The 23,231-nt window shown below is 41.6% G+C and carries 22 protein-coding genes and 1 pseudogene; 2 read left to right on the top strand and 21 right to left on the bottom strand.

Going from position 1 to position 23,231, the window contains the following annotated elements; genetic code table 11:
• Nucleotides 1-165 precede the first annotated feature (165 nt).
• The 4 genes and pseudogenes from PAEAM_RS00730 to PAEAM_RS00715 form a co-directional block, all read right to left on the bottom strand.
• Nucleotides 166-387: an RNA chaperone Hfq gene (locus PAEAM_RS00730; RefSeq protein WP_165789791.1), complete on the bottom strand. Its 222-nt coding sequence runs from the start codon at nt 385-387 to the stop codon at nt 166-168.
• A 4-nt stretch (nt 388-391) separates the two neighbouring features.
• Nucleotides 392-583, bottom strand: a pseudogene (locus PAEAM_RS32145) (DUF896 domain-containing protein); the annotation flags it as partial.
• A 151-nt stretch (nt 584-734) separates the two neighbouring features.
• The gene (locus tag PAEAM_RS00720) at nt 735-1,160 is read right to left on the bottom strand and encodes a MarR family winged helix-turn-helix transcriptional regulator (RefSeq protein WP_100526265.1); all 426 of its coding nucleotides are present in this window, start codon (nt 1,158-1,160) and stop codon (nt 735-737) included.
• 116 nt (nt 1,161-1,276) lie between these two features.
• On the bottom strand, nt 1,277-2,038 hold the full coding sequence (locus PAEAM_RS00715; protein ID WP_100526264.1) for an SDR family oxidoreductase: 762 nt from the start codon (nt 2,036-2,038) through the stop codon (nt 1,277-1,279).
• A gap of 244 nt (nt 2,039-2,282) precedes the next feature.
• Here PAEAM_RS00715 and PAEAM_RS00710 point away from each other — a divergent pair, with 244 nt between their 5' ends.
• The gene (locus PAEAM_RS00710) at nt 2,283-2,828 is read left to right on the top strand and encodes a TetR/AcrR family transcriptional regulator (RefSeq protein WP_100526263.1); all 546 of its coding nucleotides are present in this window, start codon (nt 2,283-2,285) and stop codon (nt 2,826-2,828) included.
• A gap of 228 nt (nt 2,829-3,056) precedes the next feature.
• Here the strand turns inward: PAEAM_RS00710 and nfsA are convergent, their stop codons facing one another.
• From nfsA to PAEAM_RS00690, 4 genes are all read right to left on the bottom strand, one after another.
• On the bottom strand, nt 3,057-3,797 hold the full coding sequence (gene nfsA, locus PAEAM_RS00705; protein WP_100526262.1) for an oxygen-insensitive NADPH nitroreductase: 741 nt from the start codon (nt 3,795-3,797) through the stop codon (nt 3,057-3,059).
• Between the two features lie 73 nt (nt 3,798-3,870).
• Nucleotides 3,871-4,974, bottom strand: coding sequence for a Gfo/Idh/MocA family protein (locus PAEAM_RS00700; protein WP_100526261.1), 1,104 nt, complete (start codon nt 4,972-4,974; stop codon nt 3,871-3,873).
• Nucleotides 4,975-5,016: 42 nt separating this feature from the next.
• The gene (locus PAEAM_RS00695; RefSeq protein ID WP_100526260.1) at nt 5,017-6,144 is read right to left on the bottom strand and encodes an NtaA/DmoA family FMN-dependent monooxygenase; all 1,128 of its coding nucleotides are present in this window, start codon (nt 6,142-6,144) and stop codon (nt 5,017-5,019) included.
• A gap of 26 nt (nt 6,145-6,170) precedes the next feature.
• Entirely contained in the window at nt 6,171-7,205 is a 1,035-nt protein-coding gene (locus tag PAEAM_RS00690; protein ID WP_100526259.1) for an LLM class flavin-dependent oxidoreductase, read from the bottom strand.
• Nucleotides 7,206-7,452: 247 nt separating this feature from the next.
• Here PAEAM_RS00690 and PAEAM_RS00685 point away from each other — a divergent pair, with 247 nt between their 5' ends.
• Nucleotides 7,453-7,797, top strand: a complete 345-nt coding sequence (locus PAEAM_RS00685; protein ID WP_074095086.1) for a winged helix-turn-helix transcriptional regulator — start codon at nt 7,453-7,455, stop codon at nt 7,795-7,797.
• Nucleotides 7,798-7,870: 73 nt separating this feature from the next.
• Here PAEAM_RS00685 and PAEAM_RS00680 read toward each other — a convergent pair whose 3' ends face one another.
• From PAEAM_RS00680 to PAEAM_RS00610, 13 genes are all read right to left on the bottom strand, one after another.
• Nucleotides 7,871-8,668, bottom strand: coding sequence for a hypothetical protein (locus PAEAM_RS00680; protein ID WP_036615847.1), 798 nt, complete (start codon nt 8,666-8,668; stop codon nt 7,871-7,873).
• Nucleotides 8,669-9,909: 1,241 nt separating this feature from the next.
• The gene (locus PAEAM_RS00665; protein WP_100526257.1) at nt 9,910-10,872 is read right to left on the bottom strand and encodes a sensor domain-containing diguanylate cyclase; all 963 of its coding nucleotides are present in this window, start codon (nt 10,870-10,872) and stop codon (nt 9,910-9,912) included.
• A complete protein-coding gene (locus PAEAM_RS00660; RefSeq protein WP_017688455.1) occupies nt 10,865-11,500 on the bottom strand; it encodes a hypothetical protein in 636 nt (211 codons plus the stop codon). The genes PAEAM_RS00665 and PAEAM_RS00660 overlap by 8 nt, the downstream gene beginning before the upstream one ends.
• Nucleotides 11,493-11,864: a response regulator transcription factor gene (locus PAEAM_RS00655; protein ID WP_100526256.1), complete on the bottom strand. Its 372-nt coding sequence runs from the start codon at nt 11,862-11,864 to the stop codon at nt 11,493-11,495. Before PAEAM_RS00655 ends, PAEAM_RS00660 begins: the two co-directional genes overlap by 8 nt.
• 281 nt (nt 11,865-12,145) lie before the next feature.
• Complete coding sequence (locus tag PAEAM_RS00650; RefSeq protein WP_017688457.1) at nt 12,146-13,048, bottom strand: carbohydrate ABC transporter permease; 903 nt, start codon at nt 13,046-13,048, stop codon at nt 12,146-12,148.
• Between the two features lie 12 nt (nt 13,049-13,060).
• Nucleotides 13,061-14,026: an ABC transporter permease gene (locus PAEAM_RS00645; RefSeq protein WP_100526255.1), complete on the bottom strand. Its 966-nt coding sequence runs from the start codon at nt 14,024-14,026 to the stop codon at nt 13,061-13,063.
• A gap of 112 nt (nt 14,027-14,138) precedes the next feature.
• Nucleotides 14,139-15,794: a type 2 periplasmic-binding domain-containing protein gene (locus PAEAM_RS00640; RefSeq protein ID WP_036615864.1), complete on the bottom strand. Its 1,656-nt coding sequence runs from the start codon at nt 15,792-15,794 to the stop codon at nt 14,139-14,141.
• A gap of 139 nt (nt 15,795-15,933) precedes the next feature.
• On the bottom strand, nt 15,934-17,475 hold the full coding sequence (locus PAEAM_RS00635; protein ID WP_100526254.1) for a response regulator: 1,542 nt from the start codon (nt 17,473-17,475) through the stop codon (nt 15,934-15,936).
• 13 nt (nt 17,476-17,488) lie between these two features.
• Nucleotides 17,489-19,270, bottom strand: a complete 1,782-nt coding sequence (locus PAEAM_RS00630) for a sensor histidine kinase (RefSeq protein ID WP_076253048.1) — start codon at nt 19,268-19,270, stop codon at nt 17,489-17,491.
• A 4-nt stretch (nt 19,271-19,274) separates the two neighbouring features.
• Nucleotides 19,275-20,390 carry a response regulator transcription factor gene (locus PAEAM_RS00625; RefSeq protein WP_100526253.1) on the bottom strand — a complete coding sequence of 372 codons (1,116 nt, stop codon included), beginning with the start codon at nt 20,388-20,390 and terminating at the stop codon, nt 19,275-19,277.
• A 348-nt stretch (nt 20,391-20,738) separates the two neighbouring features.
• Nucleotides 20,739-21,578 carry a formylglycine-generating enzyme family protein gene (locus PAEAM_RS00620; protein ID WP_100526252.1) on the bottom strand — a complete coding sequence of 280 codons (840 nt, stop codon included), beginning with the start codon at nt 21,576-21,578 and terminating at the stop codon, nt 20,739-20,741.
• A 133-nt stretch (nt 21,579-21,711) separates the two neighbouring features.
• Entirely contained in the window at nt 21,712-22,347 is a 636-nt protein-coding gene (locus tag PAEAM_RS00615; protein ID WP_100526251.1) for a glycoside hydrolase family 11 protein, read from the bottom strand.
• Between the two features lie 71 nt (nt 22,348-22,418).
• The gene (locus PAEAM_RS00610) at nt 22,419-23,192 is read right to left on the bottom strand and encodes an alpha/beta hydrolase (protein ID WP_074095076.1); all 774 of its coding nucleotides are present in this window, start codon (nt 23,190-23,192) and stop codon (nt 22,419-22,421) included.
• Nucleotides 23,193-23,231 lie beyond the last annotated feature (39 nt).

The following is a 23,231-nucleotide window of genomic DNA, read 5'->3' as shown; positions in this document are numbered from 1 at the left end:
TTTTTTGAAACCCGTTAATCTGTGATGTGATGATTAACGGTTTTTTTGTTGCGGAATATCAATAAGGATCTGTATTGAAGGATTGACCTGTCAAGTTCGAAAACTTCACGAAAAACATAGATTCTGGTGCAAGGATGGATACAAACTCATCCCCAGAAATACTTATCATTCTTCTGTAATAATGGTAGATATTGCTTTTTTACTCAACAAACTTTTTCTCCCTGCTGTTGAAATTATAATAATATCATACCTATCAAAACCTTCGATTATGCCTTTAAGATGAACACCATTAGTCGTTATAACAGTACACATCTTGCGGTAATTCTGGAAATTTTGCAATAGATTATCTTGTGTATTGTCTTCTAACTCAAATTGTTTATTAGACATTCCGTTATCCCTCTCTCTCACTGGTATTGGAATGGATTTTCTTTTCATCAACCAATCTGGATGGCGTGGAATCATTACCTTCAGGATCAACCACAGATACTGCAAGCATTGTAGTTAGAAGTCGTCCTCGGATCATTTTCAAGTAATTTTGCCGAAGTTCCAACTGTTCTGATTTCTCCTGGTCGGTCAGTTCACTATTCCTTTGTTTTCAGCTTAATTCATTAGTTCTGTCCAGATATGGGATCAGCATGTTCATACGATCCTCTATTTTTAGTTTGTGGAACCAAGCTTGACTACACTCGGGAATTATATTTAGCAAGCTAAGTATTTATCGAAAAAATAGAGAGTCACACTATATTCCTCTCCATTTGTTGCATGAATTGCCTCAATATCAGCCGATCTTCCGAAGAAATGGATTGAAGTAGTTTCTCTTGCTGCTCTCTCCATTTATGCTCAACCGGTTTTTCTAATTCTTTGCCCTTATCGGTTAGAAAGATACGCATGATCCTTGCATCCTGTACATCACGTTTGCGATATATAAATCCATTCTGCTCCAGTGATTTGACCATGTTTGTAACCGTTGGTGGTTCGCATTTCATATGTTCACTTAGTTGCATCTGTGTTACCCCATCACCCAACCACAGCCGATACAACAAATTATCTTGTCCTACATATAAATTAAGTTCCCGAAGAGATTCACTATAGTTTCGACGCATTTGGGAGGAAATTCGATCTAAAGACTGTCGAATTTCACAATCTACTATATTTGTCATGAACGATTCCTCCCTAACATCCGAATTATATTTAGCAGACTAAATGTATCATGGAGATATACAGGTGTCAATTCACCTCTGGTAACAATGAAACTAATAGTCTTGGAAGGATGAAATTAATGGTCTGTTGTTGCTTGGCTCGCAATATCGTTAAGTTGCGTTACAAAAGCTCCTTCATTCGGACCTTGATTATCACGAATCATTTTCGCTTGTTCCACGAGAACTTCTTCAGCATCCGTACCGAGTAATCTTATGGTTTCTTTAATGAATGCTTCAAGTGGCATCGCATGTGGATCGTCACTAAGATCTGCCATGAGTTCTGTTTGAACCCCAGGTGGTATAATTTCTAATACTTTTACTGTTGTATTTTTAAGCAAATAACGTTGTGATAAGGTATAAGAATGGAGCGCTGCTTTGGTCGCGGAATACACTGCAGTCGCTGCGTACGGAATAAACCCGATTGAAGAAGTCGTATTAATGATCACAGCTTCTTCTTTAGACTTCAAATGTTCAATTAATGAAGATGTCATTCGAATGGGTCCAAGCAAGTTTGTTGAGACCGTTGAAACCAGAACCTCTTCGTCAATCACACCTGCAGCCTCATCGAAAAGCATGATGCCGGCGTTATTAAATAAGACATTCAACTCAGGGAAGTCCCGAATAAGTTGCTTAGCCGTTGCCTCAATACTGGAAAGATCCTGTATGTCCAGTTCAACTGCAGACATTCCGGGATTAGCACTAAGTACTTCCTCCAGACGCTCTTTTCTTCTACCCGAGATGATTACTTTATTTCCAAGCTTGTGTAAAGCTTCTGCCAATGCACGTCCAATTCCTGAGCCGCCACCTGTAATGAAGATCGTGTTTCCTGTAAGTTTCATTTTAAAATCCCTCCAATATTTAGTTTTCTTAATCACTTTGTAGTTTTATTATTTACACTGTTAGATGAAATCGTTACTTACTATTAACCTTGCACTTTAAAGTTTCTGAATGGACTAACCACCTTCTTAGTATTATACTATTACAACAATAGTTGCTTTAGTAGTTCAATTGTATCCGGAATATCATTGAGGAACAACCAACAATGCGAGTCTTTTGTTGGTTTAAAAAAAGGGAGATAGATTCATGGGACTTAAAGTAAGAAATATTCGTACAACTCGAACAAGAGAATCCATTTTCGAGGCGCTTTTCGAACTGATGGAAGAAAAAGATTTTGATAAAATCACCATACAAAACTTAACGGAACGGGCCCAAATCAATAGGGCAACATTCTATGCTCATTTCCAGGATAAATATGAATTGTTGGATGAGATTATAAAAAAATCAGCAGAAGAACTTATTCAACAACATACTAATGGTGTGTGTGCATTTACCAAAGACAATATGATGCACTTGGTATTCGCAGCATTTGAGTATCATCAACAAGTCAAAAAGAAATGTCGAAGAAACTATAATAAAATTATTCCTCTTCTCTCTTCAAAATTAGTCATTGCACTTAAGCAGTATTTGGATCTTTGTATGCAGGACATAAACTCTGATGAACGTACTTTGTACGCACAAATCTATGCTAACATGATAAATGAAGCAGTTACTCTGCATACTGCGGAACAAACTAAACTAACAGAACGAAGTATAGCAGAGCATATTGTTCGAATGATGCACCAAAACTAAACGATAAAATGAGAGCAACATCAGTAGCCACTGTTACTAATGTTGCTCTCATTTTATCTCATAGTTTTGAAGAGGCATCAAACCAAGGAATTTTAGGTCTGCACGGTTTCAGCCTACAATAGCTTTTCGTCAAGTATTCACACTATAATTCTGACTCATATCGAGGAAAGCAGATCGAAAGAATGTGAACAACTCTAAAGTTCAGGAAGATTGGATTTATCGTTAAACTTATTTTTTGGCAAAACCTTGCTTGTTCAAATAGGCCATCATTTGCGGCTGAATACTTCTCTCGAGGTGATCCTGGATATGGTCACTCCATCCTTTTACTTTTTTCACAGTGAAAGGGGCTCTCGTCGGTCGATTTTCATAATACTTCAACATCGTTTCATCATAGATAGCTAATTTCTCTTGATCAAGAGATTGATACTGATTCTCAAGTAAAACCATGGATTGAGGCAGCCGAGGTTTAAGCTCAGGTTTATCTCCATCTGGATGACCGATGCACAGCCCCACTAAAGGAATCACATATTTCGGTAAACCTAATACATCAGATAGCTCGTTAATATTTGCTCTGACCGCACCAATATACACCCCGCCGAGCCCCATGGATTCGGCCGCGGTCAATGCATTTTGTGCCACCAGTCCTGCATCGAATGAACCGATTAGCAGAAATTCAATATATTCGATATCCACATCCGGAGCGATTTCATGATTTCGGTTGAAGTCTGCACAGAATATCCAAAATTCGGACGCTTCTTCAATATAAGGTTGATCAACACAGAGATGTCTGACTTTTTTTCGAAGCACTGGATCTGTGATTCGAATAATGGATACCGCCTGCAGAAGACTGAACGATGAAGTTTGATTCGCTGCCTGAAATATTGCATCTATTTGTTCCTCAGTTAGGGGTTGAGATGTGTAAGAACGAAACGATGTATGATTATGAAGCAATTCGAGTGTGTTATTCATTAAAAACCTCTCCTTTATTCTTTGATTCCATATTCTCTCGTAATATTTTCCTTCATATTCTTTTTGGTTAGGATTAGAAATATTGACGTTCACCTGTCTGTGCTGATTTTTCGACGGCATCCAGTAACTGATGAAGTTTCACCGCATCTGCAAAAGTAGGTGCTAAGGTCGTACCTTCCTGAATATCTTGGGCGAACTTACGATAAGCCTGAGCCATGTTCAGAACAAATCCGGAGTCGTTATATAGAGAATGTGGAGCCGAGTAATAGGCATCGGGAATGGTTAGTTCGCGAAGCTCGTTGTCCGTAGATCCTGCACCGCGTAATTGATGTGATCCGAATTGAATGGATGCAGGGGCGCTCAGAACAATCGTGCCGTTGTCTCCGAAGATTTCAAGTGTAAGTCCTGTCTGATGTTTAACTCCACCTTGAATATGGACACTGGCTGCTGCCCCATTAGTCAATTTCCCTGTAATCATGATCTGATCATCCGTTGTTTTCTTGATGACTTTCTGAATATCAACCAATTCAACTTCTGGAAACTGTTGAGCTGTGGTAGCAGACAATTCTGTAAAGTCCCCAAGCATGTAAGTGAAGGCATCCAGATTATGGCCCCCTACAATGGTCAGCAAGTTCCCTCCAACTTTTCGGTCATACAAATACGCAGTCGACTTGTCACCAACGCCACCCATGCCATCTATAGCGATCTTCAGGTTGGCAGATAACACTTTACCGATATAACCTTCTGTCAATAAATCTTTTACATATTGAATGGCCGGGGCTTGTCTAGCCTGTAATCCAATCGCATTTGGCAGTTGGGTAGATGATACCCATTCCTGCATTTCAAGCGCTTCCTCTGTATTCGAACCCAAAGGCCATTCACAATAGATTGGTTTGCCAGCAGGCACGACGGCTTTAACGGCGTTATAATGTTCCTTGACATTAATACTTACAACAACCATATCCACATCAGGGTGCTGAGCCAACTCCTCCATATTATCAAAGCCATGATCTGCCCGGAAAGCTTCTGCGCTTTTCTTCGCACTAGCCATATTGCTTGTCCCCACTGCTGTAAGCTCAAACTCATCCAAATGCTCAATAGCTGGAATGTGTGTACCACTCGCCCACCCATTATTAATGGAAGCCCCTATGATTCCTGTACGAATTTTCTTACTCAATGTATAACATCTCCTTTATTTTAAATAACAAATTTCTGATTGTTACTTCGTGTATTGATTTTCAGGGTAAGGTAGACCTAAATTCCCCCGAAGTGTGTCATCCTCATATTCCTTGCGGAATATGCCTTTATCTTGCAAGATGGGAACAACCAATTTAATAAAGTCTTTAAATCCTGCTGGATGATCTTGTCTAATGAGCAAGATATCCATGACGCCTGCTCTATACCAATGTTCGATTTGTTCGGCAACGTGCTCCGCCGATCCTATTAACCCAGGTTTCGGCATTCGATAACCTTGTGGCATCCATGATTCGATTTCCCTTAGCTTTTCGAGAGCCTCTTTCTCCGTTTTACCAACGATCGGGTTGTGAGAAGGCATCATCAACAGATCATGTGGTGAACGCCCTTGATTTTGAACTTTACGTGTCAGTTCAGCAGTGAATGCCTTGAGGTATTCCAGATCATGTCCAGGTGCCATGATGACTTCAGCATGCTGTGCAGCAATATCCATGAACTCCGGGGAAGTGCCGGCTTGAAAGACCACCGGTCTGCCTTGCTTCGATCGACTGATATTTAAAGGACCCTCCACGGAGAAGTAATTCCCGTTATAATGTAGAGGATGCATCTTACGCGGATCATAAAATACCCCACGTTCCTTATCACGTATAAAGGCATCGTCTTCATACGAATCCCAAAGGCCTTCAACAATTTCCAAAAACTCTTTTTTCATGGGATAAAGATCTGCTTTTCTTAAATGGGACCGACTGTAATTGGCTAACCCTCCCGGATTCGAGGTGATCGCATTCCACCCTGCTCTGCCCTTGCTAATCTTGTCGAGTGAGGCGATTTGCCTGGCAACTGTAAAGGGATCAGCATATGAAGTCGCTATGGTTGCAGCCAAGCCAATGGAATGTGTTACCATACTTAGTGCAGACAAAATGGATACGCCCTCAAACATACTTAGATAGTGTGGGATCATGCCAGGTCCAATATGACTTACGTCTGCCAAAAAGATGAGATCGAACTTTGCCTGTTCAAGTTGTATGGCTTTCTGTACGTAATACTCAATATTTTCACTGGCATCTGCTGGAATAGCGGGGTGTCTCCAACCCGTGTGATTCCAACCCACGCCATCAATAATTCCTCCTAATTTAAGCTTTCTTTCTTCCATAGTTGAATGATCTCCTTTTCACGAGTTCACTTATTCCCCTGTGATAAACCTAATTCTTTTGCCAATAATTCATGGCCTTTCTTGCGGCTCTCTTGATTCGGATAAAAGTCTGCAATCATAATTTCGTCCACTAAACTTGCTTTCGCAAGCTGCCAAAGGTGCTCCGCAACTTGTTCGACACTTCCAATCACAAAGCGATCTTTATTACGTTCCCTGGCCAGCTCTTCATGAGGCGTATAGGTGTGATTTTTGGCTTCTTCCGGTGTAGGGAAAGTAAGGTTTCTCGTCCCCGTACTCATCTGTGCCCACATTAACTCAGCTGGTCCTGCGATATATTTAGCCTCTTCTTCCGTTTCGGCTGTAATAACGATTGTCGCTAACATACTTTGAGGTTCCGTAAAATAAGACGAAGGCTTAAAATTCGCATGATAAGCTCTCAACACAGGAATAGCCAGTTGCGGTGCCAAATGTGCAGCAAATACAAACCCTAATCCTTTTTCCAAGGCAAAATGTAATCCACCCTCGCTAGATCCTAGCATAAACAGATCTGGAACCATGGAATGATCTCCCGGAGGATGGATGGAACTAAACGGGTGGTTTTCTTTGAAGTCACGGGCAAAGAAAGAAAGCAGGTTATCTAATTGCTCTGGAAAATCATTCACTTCCATTAATTCTTGAGACCTCAACAATGCCAACATGGTTCTGCCATCCGTGCCTGAAGCTCGTCCAATCCCGAGGTCAATCCGCCCTGGATATAATCCTTCGAGGAGCGTAAAGTTTTCCATCACTTTCAAGGCACTGTGATTCGGCAACATGATGCCACCTGAGCCTACTCGAATGCTTTTGGTATGAGCTGCCGCATGCAAGCTCAGTAAATCTGGTGAGGTACTCATCAAGTTTTTGGTGTTATGGTGTTCTGTAAACCAATATCTGTTAAACCCCCACTGTTCTGCGAATTGAACCATTTCTGTCACGTTCTGAAGGCTTTCTGAAGCCTCAGATCCTGCATAGATATGAACAAATTCCAAAATCGAAAGTTTTAGTCCATTTGCTGTATTCACATCGGATACACCTTTCTGAGTTATATTTATTATTTAGCTTGCTAACTATAGGATTAAAAAATATAATAATTACTTAGCCTACTAACTATAAAACCAAATGAGTTTATATTTTTACACTTTAGTCAAACTAAAATGGTTTTGTTTTGATTCTTGAACCAATCATAAGTGTATTCGTTTCGTTTGCAAAGAAGGCAATTTAAATGAACATAGTACATCTTTTTGTACCTTTGGATCAGGAGTGATATGAATGAGAGTTTGCAACGAAGGATTTGAACAAGAGTTTATAGATGGAAAAAGTGACATGTACGCCATAGCTTTTACTCAGAATGTCCTTTCTGGGCGTTGGAAATATTTTATCTTATGGTACCTAAAAGACGAAACACGGAGATATACGGATATCAAAAAATTCCTTGGAGATCTGTCTCAAGGCTCCCTTACAAAGCAGCTTAAAGAGTTGGAGAATGATGGTGTTATTCAACGTGATGTATATCCGGAAGTTCCTCCACGAGTTGAGTATTCGTTAACAGACAAGGGAATGAAGTTATTACCGATCCTTGAAAAGATGGAGGACTTCGGCAAAGAATACGGCTAGGCAACTTATTTGAAATGGATAGCTTAACCCAAAAAAGCCGCAAATTTAGCGGCTCTTTTACTCTGAAAAATTTCTATTCTACTTTATAATCAGTAACTACATCAAATTCTCCAATAATATTGTCTCCTTCTACATCATACAAATGAATCGTTCGAACAGTACCATTCACTTGTGTTTGTGCCAAGGCTTCTTCGATGGTAGTGATTTTAGGTGTAAGATCTTCAGCTTTTAGATAACCCTCGATTCCATTGGTGCCAATTGCAGCAATCAAATCGGGTTCAACCCCAATGATTGGTTCAGATAATGCTGAGCCATAGGTATCGCCCTGTGAATTGACATCATATTTAGTTTGAAGCAATAATTCGTGAATCGTTTCCGATGTTTCAGTGTTGTTTTCAAATAAAACATTTGATGAATTTACGTTCGATAACTTTAAGTTTGGCGATTTGTATCCAGTATACCGTGTGTATCCATTCCCATTATAGAATTCACCAACGTTCTGAGCATAATACGTCGTTTTAGTCGTTATTCTTGGAGAGTAGACAAAAAAACTAGAGGTTTTCGACGTATTATATGTCATGGAACTTGAAGCTGTTAAGCTTCCGCCAGATGTGTACAATCTAGCCATAGCTCCCATATATCCATTTGGAACACTTGCTGAAGCCTTCACTGATGCAACGGCTTCAGCAGTCGTACCTGTAGTGAAATTTCGAGTCCATACTTCAGATGTGAAAGTGTACGTGTGTCCCTTAATTTTGGGTGTACTATACGGTGAAGATGCAGTATTAGCCAGGACTGTTGAAGATGCCAAAAATAACGATAGAATACAAATCATTACCGTACTAACTTTCTTCGTTTTTCTCTTATTCATAGTTTATCCTCCTCATAATAAAAAATATTTGGATTATAGTTTCAATCTTTAATCCCTCTCTGTAAATATATTAAATTTATTGTAATAATTAGATTTATTTCCCTTTTATCATAGCACTGTTCCAGTTTTTTTGAAATAGATTCGCTAGTTTTCTTGCCTTAACATCAAAGACATACTTTTGACACCTTGCTCCGGAATTCACGAATCGCTCCTTTTCAGCTCTGCCATTCGATGTGGGTCTCTTCCTTATGGCTGGATGTCTTATGATATATTATATTAACAGGCATCGAGCACATCCATGTTTAGTAGCAGTTGTATCACCTCTCATATTGACTATTGTAGAGTGGATCGCCAAAGATTACTGAAAAGTGTGGTATTTTAATGGGAGGAACATCATCTGGTCTTATGCTTCGTATTTTAATCCCTATGGTGATGGCTTATGTATACAGTTTGATCTTCAACAAAATGTTCAAACCAGGTAACCCTTCATAAAGTATGTATTCTCAGCAAGCATAGGCAAATCAATAGATCAATAGGGTTCCATATTACTTATCTTTGTTAAAGGGTGGATGATATGTTTTTCTTCTTTTTCTTTCTGTTACTTGGAATGATTGGTTTATTCTTTGGAGTTAGAGCAATGAGACGACCCAATTCATGGCCTTTTAATCGTACGAAGGATGAACTTCATGAATACGATATGATGGGCATCAAGTTTAGAGGCGTTTTTCTCCTTGCTTTTGGTACTGTTCTGACTATCGCCTCTTTCAGACTTCTTCTTATTTAAAATCCAAAAAAGCCGCTAATATAGCGGCTCTCAATCGGGCCTTACTCTGGTCCCGCTCAATATCGTGGTATCAACCATTAATCTATGGTTTAATATTAGCTTGCTGACCATCAGGAGCCACCGACTTATCGTTCGTCTTCACACCCCTGCGCTTTTTGTACCCTTTAAATATGAAATACCCCACTATGATTAAGATAATCGGCATTCCGTACAGTAATAGAATATAGAAACTGAACAGCAAAAGTACGATTATCGACCCATCTATTACATTCAATATGCACACTCCTTTATAAGTATTACTGGCTGAATGATTACTACATTACTCAATAACTACTCTCTCATCTTCATATGTAAAAAAATATTATTCATAGAAAAAACATATTTTTTCTTATGTTAATTGTATAGACAAATAAAGTTGCTATTATAGCAACTTTATTAAATGACATTCTTAGATTTCTTAAGCATTTTCAGGTTCATAGATTCCATAACCATTCTTGCCATTCTTTTTAATCTTGTACATGGCTCCATCCGCATGTCTCAGAAGTTCGGAAGGCTCCTGTCCATGCTTGGGAAATAGGCTGATACCAATACTCATCGAAAGGTTGATATAGTTTCCGGCAATTTTGAAATGGGTACTGAATGCAGCTTCCAATCTTTTGGCGATGACTTCAGCATCGTGATCATCTTTCAGATGGCTTAAAATGATGAATTCGTCCCCGCCAAGCCGAGCTACAGTGTCCGCACCTGGAATTGTTTCGCTTAATCGCTTTGCCATTTCCAACAACACTTGATCGCCAACATGGTGTCCATATGTATCATTCACTTGTTTAAACCCATCAGCATCCACAAACATGACGGCTAGTTTGTTATGGTTTCTTTTGGCATTACTGATGGCCCAGGCAAGACGGTCATTATAAGCAAGACGATTAGGCAGACCGGTAAGTGGATCATGCAAAGACAAGTGCTTGCTGATTTTCTCGGAGATTTTGATTTTGGCGTACTCCGTCTCCAGTTCTTTGATCAGATTTTTAAGTTTATATACCCTGGTATTGGTGTGTGTCATGTCAGTAATCTGAATAAGGACATAACTCCGATCTTCATGATAGAGCGGTTCAACATGCATATTTTGTCTGAATAATTGTTCATCCTCTCCTTCAGTAGGAAGAATGAACGCCTTATGTAAAGCGCTTGAGCAAAACCTGCTCTGTCCATGATACAGCGCATTTTGCAAAATATTTAAATATATGTTCGACTTAAACCGTGGGCAGACCTCAAGCAGATTTAAGCCAACTACCTCTTCTACATTCTTGCCAGTAAAGCGCTCCAACCAGGCATTCCACACAACAATTTTTAAATGCCTGTCCACGATCATTATTCCCATATGGGCTTTGTTCAAAGCTTGTGAAATAAGATTATCCATTGTCCGCCTCCAACAAAGCGTCCATTTTGGCCAGCAGGCTCGATATGGAGTTCATACTCAGTGCTATGACAATGATACCTGTCACATCCGTATCGGCAAGTAAAAACGAGGTATGTAAAACCAGGACATAAACTTCATTCTGAAGCAATATTTGTTGATCGGAATTGGTGACATAGATCAGTTCAATATCAGGCAGGACGTATTCCAGTTTGATCTCCAGGAAGTTACCGAATTCTCCAATAATGGCGTTAAGCAGGACATTGCTAACTTCCTTCAAAACGTCCAAATCCGTGTCCATCAGGTTCGGATCGTTCGGTATAACGCTCTCACCCAGTTCTCCAAGACAGATGTTTGCCAATACTTTAGCCTGCTCAACAGGAAACATCAGAAATGCTTTTCCCTGAAATTCGTATCCAAACTGTAAGGATGACCTAAACAGGTGACCTTCACTAAAGAAAATGTTGTATCTTCGATCTCCAGGATCAACATCGGATATGGAGATTAGTTCCACTTCCGGAATATTCAAAACGATACGCTTGTCTACAATCTCTGACAACATGTTAGCCGCTTGTCCCACGTAAACGTTCACTAGTTCAGTAAGCAAATCCTTCTGTAAATCATTAAGCATGATAGGCCGCCTGAATCAGTTGAATCATAGTAGTTGCCTTCTCGGCGGTTAAAGGTTTATTCAAAAAACCAGAAATGCCTAACATTTCAACTTCATCCCTAGTTGTCTTCTGAATATCTGCAGATAAGATAATAATTTTGACATTGCTATCCGTTTCTCGAATCATTCGAAGCATTTCTTGTCCGTTCAAACCAGGCATCAGCAGGTCAGTGGTTATAAAATCAGGTTGAAATTCCTTAAATAGGTTGTATCCTTGCTCTCCATTGTTAGCAATCTGAATCTCGCATTCTGGAATATGATCAACAATCAGCTTTGTAAGCAATTTCTGTACGAAAATGGAGTCTTCCACGATTAATACTTTCATTTCTCTTCAGTCTCCTTGATAAAATGGTAAGAGCTCGGGATGGTCAGGCGCTGTGGACAGTTCTTGATATAGGGCTTTCGCGCGCAGTGGCACCCTGAAAAGAGACTGACTGGTGAATCAAGTAAATATAAATTATAGTAACTTTAATTTAATTGTCAACAACATTATTGAATAAGTTCGATTCGTGTGCAATTGACATACTAAGGTCTGCCGTTTAAAAAACATAAAAAAACGGTCACCTAGTGACCGTTTTTGATCGGTTATCTGGAACTGCATTAAGTTTACTCTTTTACCCCTCCAAGCTGCAAGCCATGAACGAAATACTTCTGCAAAAATGGATATACGACTAAGATGGGTAATGCCGCAACAATCGTAATCGCTGCCCGAATAGATACAGGTGTGACCATGTTACGCGCCGCACCAAGATCTGCACCATTGGCAACGGCTGCACTGCTGTTGGAATTCATAGAAGATGATAATAGTTTCATCAACTCATATTGCAACGTGCTTAGGTTTTGTTTGGAAGATGCATACAGAAACGTATCAAACCAAGAATTCCATTGACCGACTGCAATGAACAGTGCAACAGTAGCAAGAACCGGTTGGCACAGCGGTAGAATAATGGAAATGAATGTTCTGAAATCTCCAGCACCATCGATTTTGGCGGATTCGATCAATCCCTCGGGTAGTGTCTGGATATAAGTTCGAATAACAATCATATTAAAGGCACTGATCAGCCCAGGAATAATGTACACCAGGAAGTTGTTTAACAAATGCAAATCTTTCATTAGGAAGTAAGTTGGAATAAGACCTGCACTAAAATACATCGTAAGAACAACTGTAATGGTAATGGGCTTTCGTAATATATAATCTTTTCGGCTTAGTGTGTAAGCCAGCATGGAGGTTAAGAATAGACTTAAAACTGTCCCCAAAACCGTTCTCGCCACAGATATACCAAAGGCGCTGAAGATGGTCCCTCCTGCAAATACTGCTCTGTAGTTTTGATCTGTCCATACCCGAGGCCACAGATAAATCCCACCCCGGATGGTGTCATTACCGGCATTGAATGATACGGCGAGTGTATTCACAAACGGATACAGGGTAACAATCGCGATTGCGATCATCAGTATACCATTTAACGTATGGAAGACAATCGGTTCAAGCCGAGATTTATTGATTCCCATCTCTAGTCCCCCTTATATTAATCGGTCTTCCCCGAGCCGTTTGGAAATTGAATTCGCCGCAAAGATCAGCGTGATACTAACTACTGTTTTGAAGATACCTGCCGCAGTAGCCAAAGAATAATTCCCGATCTGTAGTCCGTACTTCAGGACAAATATATCTATCGTCTGTGACCAGTCGACAACCACACCATTACCTAACAGATACTGAACCTCGAATCCAGCTTCCAAAATCCAGCCCATATTCATGATCAGCAAAATGATAACAATGGATTTGATTCCGGGTAAGGTCACATACAGCATTTTCTTATATCGGTTCGCACCATCAATCTCTGCCGCTTCATAGAGGGAAGGATCGATAGACGTGATGGCCGCCAAATAAATAATGGCATTCCAGCCAACTTCTTTCCATACATGGGATGCGCCTACAATGCCCCAGAAGTATTCCGGAACGCTAAGCCACATGATAGGTTCTTGAATGATATGCAGCTTCATGAGTACCACATTCACAATCCCACCATCTACAGATAGTGAACTTGCTACGATACCTGTCACAATAATCCATGAGAGAAAGTGAGGTAAATACGATATTGTTTGAATGGTTCGTTTATATAACTTATGTTTGATCTCATTAAGTAAAATGGCAAATATAATTGCTGTCGCAAATCCGAGCACCATATTGATGACGCTCATCGCAATGGTATTACGAAGCACGTTAAGAAATGCATCGTCTGTTAGCAAAAACTTAAAGTGTTTGAGCCCGACCCATTCCTGCTGCGTGAAACTCTTCGCAGGACTGTAATTCTGAAAGGCCATAACCCAGCCCCAAATGGGATAATACGAGAATACGAGAATGTACGCAACGATGGGCAATGACATGAACATGAGTTGTCTTTGTCCGCGCAATCGTTTTAACAGTGGTGCTTTGGGAACGACTGTACCGGTGGTTTGCTCTGGTATGGCTCCAGGCGTGTTCGCCATCTTTCACTCCTCCTATTGGCTTGCAGCGACTTTAAGCATGATGTCCCCGGAAGGCACTCGCCTGAGTAATCCTTTGGTTGATACCTTCCGAGAGAATCATTGCCGCATTTTTTTATTTAACAGACCAGTTCTCGATTCTCCATTTCAGTTGATCATTAATTCGATCTTCATAGGATTTGACATCGATCTTCTTGTAAGCGTCTACATATTCAGTCCAAATGTTATCGAACTCATTCGGTTTTGACATGATTGCTTTAGGCAAGAATTTCAATGAAGTGTCTGTCATTTGTTTGTTCGCTACCGCAGCATCAGAGCCTTCTTTCAGATCGACCTGCCATGCTGGATAGTACACTGGATTTTCTGGTGCAGGAGAGAAGAAGTCACTCCACGTTTTGAAGCCGTATGCATCCAGAAGTTCTTTATCTTCCGGTTTGAGGTTGTCATAGAATTCCTCAGGTTGGTTGATCGCTCCAATTGCATTGCCATCTTCAAATGTTCCTTCAAGCTTCGGTGCAGCAGCGTAGAAACCTTCAGCTTTGTTAACCAATCTCCATGCTGGATCATCCTGCTCTGTCCGTTGCTCTGGTGTACGATAGAATCTTCCCTCTTCATTCACTTGATAGTCTACACCCTCTTCACCCCATGACAAGAGCTTCTGGTACTTCTCGTCCATAAGCTTATCGAGGAATTTGATGAGTGCGACAGGGTCTTCGGCATCTTTACTGATACCAAAACCATTGTTCAAGTTAATGACCGGACGATCCAGATAATGATCTGTGATACTTGTATCATAGACAAGCGGGAAGCCTACGTATGTCTGGCCAATTTTCCCCTGTGCTACGAGTGGGTCTTCGCCGGCTTGGAAATTCCAGTGCTGGTCGAACATACTAAGCACACGTCCCGAAGAAATTTTGGCCAGATATTGATCGTAGTTCTGAACAAAGGCTTCTTTATCCAGCAATCCCTCGTTGTACAGATTGTTTAGTTCCTTATAATACCGTTTGGAGATATCTTTGTCGGCAAAAACGGTTGCGACTCCACTATCATCTACGACTACGCCCCCGTCGTTGGGGTGACCCGTAAGATGTTCAGGTGGGTTAAGCAAAGGGAACGTCCGCCAGTCTGAAGCCAATGTAGTGAAACCAATCGTTGGTTGACCATCAATAGTTGGATTCTTGGCTGCATAATCACGGACCAACTTTGTGAAATCATCCAACGTTTTTGGAGTTGGGTACCCGGCATCCTTCAGTATGGACTTTTGGATCCAGAATGCAGGACCAGAATAATAGTTACTAATGAACTCTCCTGTATACACTCCATAGTTAGGCAACCAGTAAATATGTCCGTCACTGGAATCCTTCATCCGGTTCCAGTCTTTACCGAAATGTTTCTTCAGATTAGGTGCATGCTCTTCAATGAGATCTTCGAGCGCAATAACCGCACCCGCTGAGACCAACTTGGTGTCTGCTGTGATCAGATCCGGGAAATCGCCCCCGGCAATCATAACGCCCAACTTCTGTTGAAGATCACCTACTAGAAACTCCATCTCAAGATTAACGCCGAGTTCATCCTGAATCTTCTTGTAGATTCGGTTATCTTTAGCTGGCGCCTGATTTGGCGTTCCGATAAAGGCCGAGATGTTCAGTACCTCTTTCCCATCCTTTGTAGTCGCTTTCTCATTGTCACCGCTGCATCCTGCCAGTGCCAAACTCAAAGCCAGAACGAGTGATACGGAACCCCAAAGCTTCTTTTTCTTAAGTCCCCCCATGTACTTGCCCTCCTTGGAAGTGGTATGTCTTACTGTTTTTAGTATGAAGAAATGTATGCGGTTACAAAATATATACATTTAAGGTCTACCCCCCTGTAATTGTAGGTCTTATTCAGGAGGGATTCTTCTTTTTCATGGATCAATTCGCATACTTTTGCCTGTATTCTACTGGTTTCATGGCTGTTCGTTTTTCGAAGTGTCTGAGAAAATGCTGGTAACTGCGGTACCCTACTTGCTCCGCAATCGCACTGGATGTTTGATTCGTCTGCTGGAGCAGACGCTTCGCTTCCTCCATTCTTAAATCATGTACTACCTCGATTACACCCTTACCATACTTTCGCAAAAAGGATTGCCCTAAATGGACAGGATTCACGTAGAATCGTTCTGCGAGCTCCTGGATCGTAAATGTCTCCCTGTAATGCATCTGCACATATTCAGCAACCGTCGCCTGGATGCCACCCATTTGCCTCTCCCGGAAAATTGCCAGTGCTGACTTGCATTGCAAACAGAAATGTTCCAGATTGTTAGCAACCTCTTCTATATTTCGATGGCCCTTCTCCAGAATTCCACTCGCCAATTCGTTCATTAGAGAATTAGGTTCTCCTCCTAATTCTCTGCACAGGGACAATCCGCGGAATATAATATGGGTAGAGAAAATATGTACAATCTCTGGCGCAGCCTTCATCTGTACAAACAGTTCAAAAGCACTCCGAATCGCAGACGAGAGTTCCTCTACAGAACCGTTTTCAAGCAAATCGCAAATATGGTCCACCTCTGACAGCGTTTCTGGATCAAACTGCCAATTCTCCAGCTGAATATCTTCGGCAAACAAAAGACGCTCTTGATTAAAAAACAAATAACGCCCAACTTCCTGTGCGGAGCGGAAGGATTCAGATAAATGCTCCAGATTGTTGACCGTTAATCCAACCGCGATATGAATATCTCCGTAGCCGTTATGTTGCATATTGTTCATCAAACGCTGTGTAAAAGCTTTAATTGCTTCAAACGTCTCATTTCTATTATTCGTTTCCTCCCCCCATACAAGCCCCAATGAGTCTCTTGTTCTGTCTATCACATAACAGCAAGTTGTTTCTTCAGCCGTTTGTTCGACTACTGAACAGACTTCCTGAATATCTCCCTGAAAGGCTATCCGCAGGTATGCCCAATGGGACTTGTTTAAACGAGGACGTATCTCTGACATCTCCTCCTCCGATATATTTTGCTTATCCTTAATCAGTGCGGACAAAAACGCTTTGATCCTTTGCTCGTTTGCATGTTCCCTTATACGCTCCTGGGTTTCACGCTCCTGCAATTGCATACGGAGACGGACCAACATATCCTCTGCTTCTGTACTGTCAACCGGTTTGGTTAAATAGTTGGAGACACCTAATCGAATAGCTTGTCTGGCATAATTAAAGTCACTGTATCCACTCGTGATGACAAACAGCACAGACTCATGTTCCAATCGTCGTGCTTCTTCTACAAGTTCCAGCCCATTCATCACAGGCATACGAATGTCTGTCACCACGAGATCAGGTCGATCTTGTTCCATCATCCGAATGGCTTCCTCACCGTTGGCGCACACACCTCTGATTTCGAAACCATACTTTTCCCAATTGATCAGAAGCTGTAACCCTTCAATGGCATAAGGTTCATCATCGACTAACAATACTTTATACATGAGAGTTTACCTCCTATTTCCTCTGTTCCAGCTTGGAGATCGGTATACGGTACCCTGCAATGGTTTCCTTTCCAGGTACACTGCTTAGATCAAATATCGCATTTCCTTCATAAAAGAGTTCCAACCTGCGGTAGACATTGCGGAGTCCTACATGCTCGCCGTTCCTGGGTCTTTCAGAACGAATATCTCGCAGGAGCTCGGTTAATCTCCCTGCATCCATACCGATTCCATTATCGATCACCTGAATAACCAGTTCAGAAGCGTTTCGACTCGCCGTTATCTTGATCTGTCTTCCATTTTTTCGCGCCTGCAAGCCGTGTTTGCAGGCATTTTCGACGAGCGGTTGAATACTCATTCTGGGAATGAGCAACGAAGCTGCATCAGGATCAACCTCGAAGGTGTAATCAAACAGCTCTCCAAAGCGAAACTTCTCAATCTGGAGATAAAGATTCGTAAATTGCAGCTCTTCTTGCAAAGGAATCAGATTGTCAGAATGACTGAGCAACTGTCTCATCAGCTTGGACAGACTTTTAATAATCTCAATTACTTCCGTATATCCATTCTTTGTACTAACGACTAGCAAGGCATTCAATGTGTTAAATAAAAAATGGGGATTCATCTGACTCTGGAGCATGGACAATTCAGTCCTCACTTGATCCAGCTCCAGATCTTTTTGGCGGATTTCCAGTTTATATACGTCATTAATCAGCGTATGAATTTTACCAATCATGATGTTAAATGTACGAATAAGCCCGCCAATTTCGTCGCGGCCTTCGTGAATTTCAATCAGATCGAATCGTTCGTTACGAACCTTCTCCATATGTCTGGATAACTTGCGAATCCGATAGTGGTAGGAACGCAAAATAATGTAGATCAATACAGAGGGGACCACGATACTTAATGCGAGCAACCCCAGAATTGATTTAAAGGCTTCTTGCAAAAGGTGGTCAAGGTGACGCGTATCGGCAACTCCAATCAATTTCCAACCCTTTAGGTAGGCTAGATTCCCCAACGATTTTTCGAGCGTGTAAGCAGAATCTCCAGATTCCTTGAGCATTGATTCATTATCAAGGGGGGATAAGTCGGTTTCGCTGAACTCCCCACTTGAAACGACAGTTCGATTGTTGCTGTCCACCAGTCGCAGCTGAAGACTGTCTGATTCACGATTTAAAATGCTGTACACCCGGCTAAGTTCCAGATCAATCTTGGAATACTTGTTGTAATTAGCATAGGAAGTATAGGTATCCATTTTGCCAATCACACTGATTCTTCTTCCCGCGTTAAATCCGGATGGCTCAATATAATCAACGACAAGAATGCCTCCACTGGTGGATTTCAGCTGTTTCAATCCAGGGAGTACATTCTTGTCTTTCATCACGATATAATGACTACCCGTCTGAATGGTGTCGTTATCCGTATAGATACGCACCTCCAGAATATTCGCTGACATGTACCGTGTTAATTTATCTCGCAGGAATGCATGGTAGACGTTGTAATAATCCACGGGGGAGTGATAGGTCCGATCCAGTGCCTCATAGAGCGAATCGTCTGCTGCAATAATTCGGCTCAGGGCAACGCTCTCATCAATCATGCCTAGCAGTTCCCCCGCAGCCCTGTCGATGGATTTACGCAGATTTTCCTGTTCTCTAATCTTGATATCCGCAGAGGTTCGTTCATAAAAGAAGATATTAATCGTTATTACAGGAAGGAGAATACTAAGTACATAAATAAGCAGAAATTTGGATCGGAGAGGAATATCATTAACCTTACTGAACATCCAGAATTTATGACGCATATAATCACCCTTGGTTTTTGTTTTTATAGACTGACGGAAGCTCCCCTGTATGCGCTCTGAACTTTTGGGTGAAATATTCAGCATCATGATATCCTAGCCTGAATGCAATGTCAGTGATCTTCATATTGGTACGTCGCAGGAGTTTACGGGCCTCCTCAACACGAAGCTGGTGCACATAGTCACTGAAACTGACCCCCATCTCCCGCTTGAACTGTTGACCCAGGTAGGCAGAATTCACGTGAATACGATTAGCTACATCTTGTAATTTAACTTTACTTCGATAGTGCTGCTTCAATTCATTCACTGCTTCTGCAACAAGCCCTCCCGTACCCGTCTTTTGGTTCAATTCAGACTGGGAAAGTTGCTTGGACAGTCGAACACACAGGTCTTGCAATGTGCCGGAAGACCAACTCGCAGCCTCATGCCAATCTTTTTCACATAGTATTTCTCTGCAACCCTCTCTTTTTCCATATTTTCGTAGCAACTCCCCATGGATATATCGGATGACATGATGTATCCATTCCAACGAAACCTCTGCTTTCTCACTTTTCTCTAACAGTGCACTCACTGCAATATCGATGGAATACGTGTTTTCTGCTTCAATCAAGGCCAAGATCTCTTTGGAGATATTCATCATTTGCTCTAAATCATATTCTTCGTTTATTCGATATTCATTAAGATGATTTTCATAGGCTTCATCTGTAACTGTGACTCCATTTTTCTGTTTTTGCTCATTTCTGCGTTTGTCCAGAGGTTCAATCATTTCCATAAGGATTTGATGAATCTCCTCGGGAACAAGAGGTTTAAGCACGTACTGATCGACCTGATACCGTATGGCTTGCTTCGCGTAATTAAAATCGGAGTATCCTGTAACGATAACAATTTTAGAGGTATAGGCGAGATCTTCTCGCAAGGTGTGAATCAAACCAAGACCATCCATAACAGGCATTTGAATATCCGTGACGACAAGATCCGGTTCAACCGAGTTGAATAAAGCAAGTGCTTCCTCCCCATCTGTTGCCGTTCCGCAGAGTTCATATCCACAAGCTCGCCAGTCAATCATTGTTCTCCATCCTTCTAGCATAAACGGCTCATCATCCGCGACAATGACCTTGTACATTAGCTCACCTCACTTTTATCCTTGATCAGCTGCATGTATTTTATCTATATCAATAGGTAGATTCCAGTTGTTCTGAAAACGCTAAACAGCAGAACAACAGCAGGATTGTTGTCTGCTCGCACAACTTGGAGAACAAAATTTCTACCAGTCTCATCGTCATTAATCAATAACATAGAAATGGTTCCATCGGACCGTACTATAAGAACGCTCCGATTGTAGCGAAGCGCCGGGTTAACAATTCAAGTGTAACGCTTACATTTTGGTACAACAACCTGTTAAACTATAGGTTTTCACCCGACAAAGTATAGGTTTAGCTCAGAAGTAATCTATTGCCAGAAAAAAGAGTTTTCATTCTCCACGCACAATACGGAATCCTTGATCGGGACCAAAACCATTTGCATCAAATTTGCCTCGAAATGATATTTCATTGTTATTGACACCGCCGATCCAGCCTCCGCCTTTCACAACTCGCCAAGTTTGATTTGGACTCTCCGAATCGCTGTACCAGTCCCAGCACCATTCTCTCACATTCCCAGACATATCATAGATTCCTAACTCATTCGCCTTCTGAGTTCCGACTTTTTTGGTTTGATTACGATTGCTCTCAATAGCGGGCCAGCTCCAGTCACCCGTCAGAATGTTCTCGCCGGCATTTACCCAGTACCAAGCAACTTCATCAGGATTGTTACTTCCGCTGTATGTGTAATTTAAGCTCTTTTGACCTCCGCTTGCAGCGTATTCCCATTCTGCCTCTGTGGGTAAACGGTAACCGTTGGCGTCCTCGTTGATCGTTACATTCCATTTTATAGTGTCATTTTCATTGTGATTATTCGTGTCCTGGTTGTCTTTATCTATATTGTAATAAGGTTTCAGGTTTTCTTTTATACTTTTTTGAATACAGTATTCCACTGCGTCATACCAACTGACCATTTCAACAGGCAGGTCATCTCCCTTGAAGCCAGAAGGGTTTTCCCCCATAACCTCCATCCATTCTTTTTGAGTTACTTCGTATTTGCCAATATAGAAGGAATCCAGCGTTTCATTCCTATCGATCTGACTCGGCTTACTGCTCTTGAAGGCTCCTCCTTCGACGAATACCAAGTCATCGCTTAATTTCGTATTACTTGCTGAACAAGCACTTAGACTAACAACTATAGCGATTAAAGTTAACCATACCAGCTTCTTCATTCAATTATTCTCCTTTACTAGCTTAAATCCGGCAACGTCGAGGTCCGTTAGTCTGGAGAATAACGTTACTCAACGCTACCGGAAAATTGAATTTCAAATGCAGGTGCAGAAGTTGAACTGCATCACATCATTTTTACCAAACCGTCACGTTTGCGCTTCCGCTACTTTGATAACCTTCCGTTGCCATCACCTGATAGGACCAGCTGTTGCCTAAGTACATCCCTTTGCTCGCCCATGCATTCACATGATTACTGAACGTGATGGTAGAATTGACTCCGATTGGTTTCTTGGTCTGTCTAACACTCCAATACTGAGGGAAAGTCTGAGTACCATCAATGGAAGGTGCATTGTATCTCATCGTTGTATAGATGTCATATGTGCCGCCATCACTAGTCATCGAGCCCTTATACGTTCCGGTAGGACGATACGTTCCCCAGCTATCCACCACGTAATATTCAATTAGAGCGTTTCTAGTCCAACCATAGAAGGTGAGATAGCCGTTACCTGAAGGAGAGAATACGCCGGCATTATAATTGACCACTCGATTAGGCGTACCGTATGTCCACCCTTTCCCGACAACAAAGTTCCCGGTATTTTGCCAATTCACGCTGTAATTCCCGCCCGATCCATTCACGGCGTTGACCGTTCCTCCACCATCTGTCCAATTTTGCCAATAATCTGTTGCTGCGCTCGATGTGGCTGCGAAGACACCAAAACTCATGGAAGCTGCGAGAACAACGGTCATTAATTTTTTTCCGAATTTGAACATGGATGATACCTCCTGATATTTTAATAGATTTGGTTGATGCTACAATTCGATATGAATGTTCTTCAGCAAATTCACTTGAAAAGACGTTGCGAAAACAGATACAGATCGTTCTTCCACACGGGCCAATCATGTCCTCCACTTTCCTCATGCCAAATATGAGGTACTCCGTGTTGCGCCAAATATTGGTGAACCCCAAGACTAATCTCTATAAGATTGTCCTGTTCACCGCAAGAGATCCATAACAGCGAGAGTAATGAAGGCGCTTTCGAAAGATCAGGGACAAGCAGCTCCGGACTTCTGGTATTTGGGGCTGCGGAGAAAGCACCAATCCATGCAAAATGGTCTAGATTACTTAATCCGATATTTAAGGATTGACCTCCACCCATGGATAAACCAGCAATCGCCCTTTTATCCCGGCTTTTATGCAAAGGGTAGTTCGACTCCATGTAAGGTATCAAATCGTTGAGCAGATCGGATTCAAACCGTTTAAATGCTTTGATTTTCTCAGGTTCAAACAGGTCTCCTTCGGCTCGGTCATTCGACATTGCGCGACCGTTGGGGAAAACAATAACCATCGGCTCAAGCAAATTATCGTTGTACAGATTATCGAGAATAATTTGCGGAGAACCATGAGTATGCCATTCGGTTTCGTCTCCGCCAATACCATGCAAAAGAAAAAGTACAGGATACATCGTTGTCGAAGAAAATTCTGGTGGGGTGTACACCATCGCTTTACGGGAATTGCCAACCGTGGTGGAAGGATACTCTACCGTCTCCATGACTCCACGTGGTATATTCTCCCGATACTGGTCATATCCCGTTACTGCTGGTGAGATCAATTCCATTCTCTTTTCCTCCGAACATATGAGTGACTATCAGTCTTC

Origin of the sequence: Paenibacillus sp. GM1FR (assembly GCF_002803315.1) — a bacterium.
In the GTDB taxonomy this organism is placed as follows: Bacteria; Bacillota; Bacilli; order Paenibacillales; family Paenibacillaceae; genus Paenibacillus; species Paenibacillus amylolyticus.
Note: the sequence above shows the minus strand (reverse complement) of the source record. Positions and strands in the feature narration are given on the sequence as shown.

Coding starts and splice junctions, on each gene's coding strand:
- PAEAM_RS00730 (WP_165789791.1), bottom strand. CDS start 387: ATGTCTAATAAACAATTTGAGTTAGAAGACAATACACAAGATAATCTA.
- PAEAM_RS00720 (WP_100526265.1), bottom strand. CDS start 1,160: ATGACAAATATAGTAGATTGTGAAATTCGACAGTCTTTAGATCGAATT.
- PAEAM_RS00715 (WP_100526264.1), bottom strand. CDS start 2,038: ATGAAACTTACAGGAAACACGATCTTCATTACAGGTGGCGGCTCAGGA.
- PAEAM_RS00710 (WP_100526263.1), top strand. CDS start 2,283: ATGGGACTTAAAGTAAGAAATATTCGTACAACTCGAACAAGAGAATCC.
- nfsA (WP_100526262.1), bottom strand. CDS start 3,797: ATGAATAACACACTCGAATTGCTTCATAATCATACATCGTTTCGTTCT.
- PAEAM_RS00695 (WP_100526260.1), bottom strand. CDS start 6,144: ATGGAAGAAAGAAAGCTTAAATTAGGAGGAATTATTGATGGCGTGGGT.
- PAEAM_RS00685 (WP_074095086.1), top strand. CDS start 7,453: ATGAGAGTTTGCAACGAAGGATTTGAACAAGAGTTTATAGATGGAAAA.
- PAEAM_RS00680 (WP_036615847.1), bottom strand. CDS start 8,668: ATGAATAAGAGAAAAACGAAGAAAGTTAGTACGGTAATGATTTGTATT.
- PAEAM_RS00665 (WP_100526257.1), bottom strand. CDS start 10,872: ATGGATAATCTTATTTCACAAGCTTTGAACAAAGCCCATATGGGAATA.
- PAEAM_RS00660 (WP_017688455.1), bottom strand. CDS start 11,500: ATGCTTAATGATTTACAGAAGGATTTGCTTACTGAACTAGTGAACGTT.
- PAEAM_RS00655 (WP_100526256.1), bottom strand. CDS start 11,864: ATGAAAGTATTAATCGTGGAAGACTCCATTTTCGTACAGAAATTGCTT.
- PAEAM_RS00650 (WP_017688457.1), bottom strand. CDS start 13,048: ATGGGAATCAATAAATCTCGGCTTGAACCGATTGTCTTCCATACGTTA.
- PAEAM_RS00645 (WP_100526255.1), bottom strand. CDS start 14,026: ATGGCGAACACGCCTGGAGCCATACCAGAGCAAACCACCGGTACAGTC.
- PAEAM_RS00640 (WP_036615864.1), bottom strand. CDS start 15,794: ATGGGGGGACTTAAGAAAAAGAAGCTTTGGGGTTCCGTATCACTCGTT.
- PAEAM_RS00635 (WP_100526254.1), bottom strand. CDS start 17,475: ATGTATAAAGTATTGTTAGTCGATGATGAACCTTATGCCATTGAAGGG.
- PAEAM_RS00630 (WP_076253048.1), bottom strand. CDS start 19,270: ATGCGTCATAAATTCTGGATGTTCAGTAAGGTTAATGATATTCCTCTC.
- PAEAM_RS00625 (WP_100526253.1), bottom strand. CDS start 20,390: ATGTACAAGGTCATTGTCGCGGATGATGAGCCGTTTATGCTAGAAGGA.
- PAEAM_RS00620 (WP_100526252.1), bottom strand. CDS start 21,578: ATGAAGAAGCTGGTATGGTTAACTTTAATCGCTATAGTTGTTAGTCTA.
- PAEAM_RS00615 (WP_100526251.1), bottom strand. CDS start 22,347: ATGTTCAAATTCGGAAAAAAATTAATGACCGTTGTTCTCGCAGCTTCC.
- PAEAM_RS00610 (WP_074095076.1), bottom strand. CDS start 23,192: ATGGAATTGATCTCACCAGCAGTAACGGGATATGACCAGTATCGGGAG.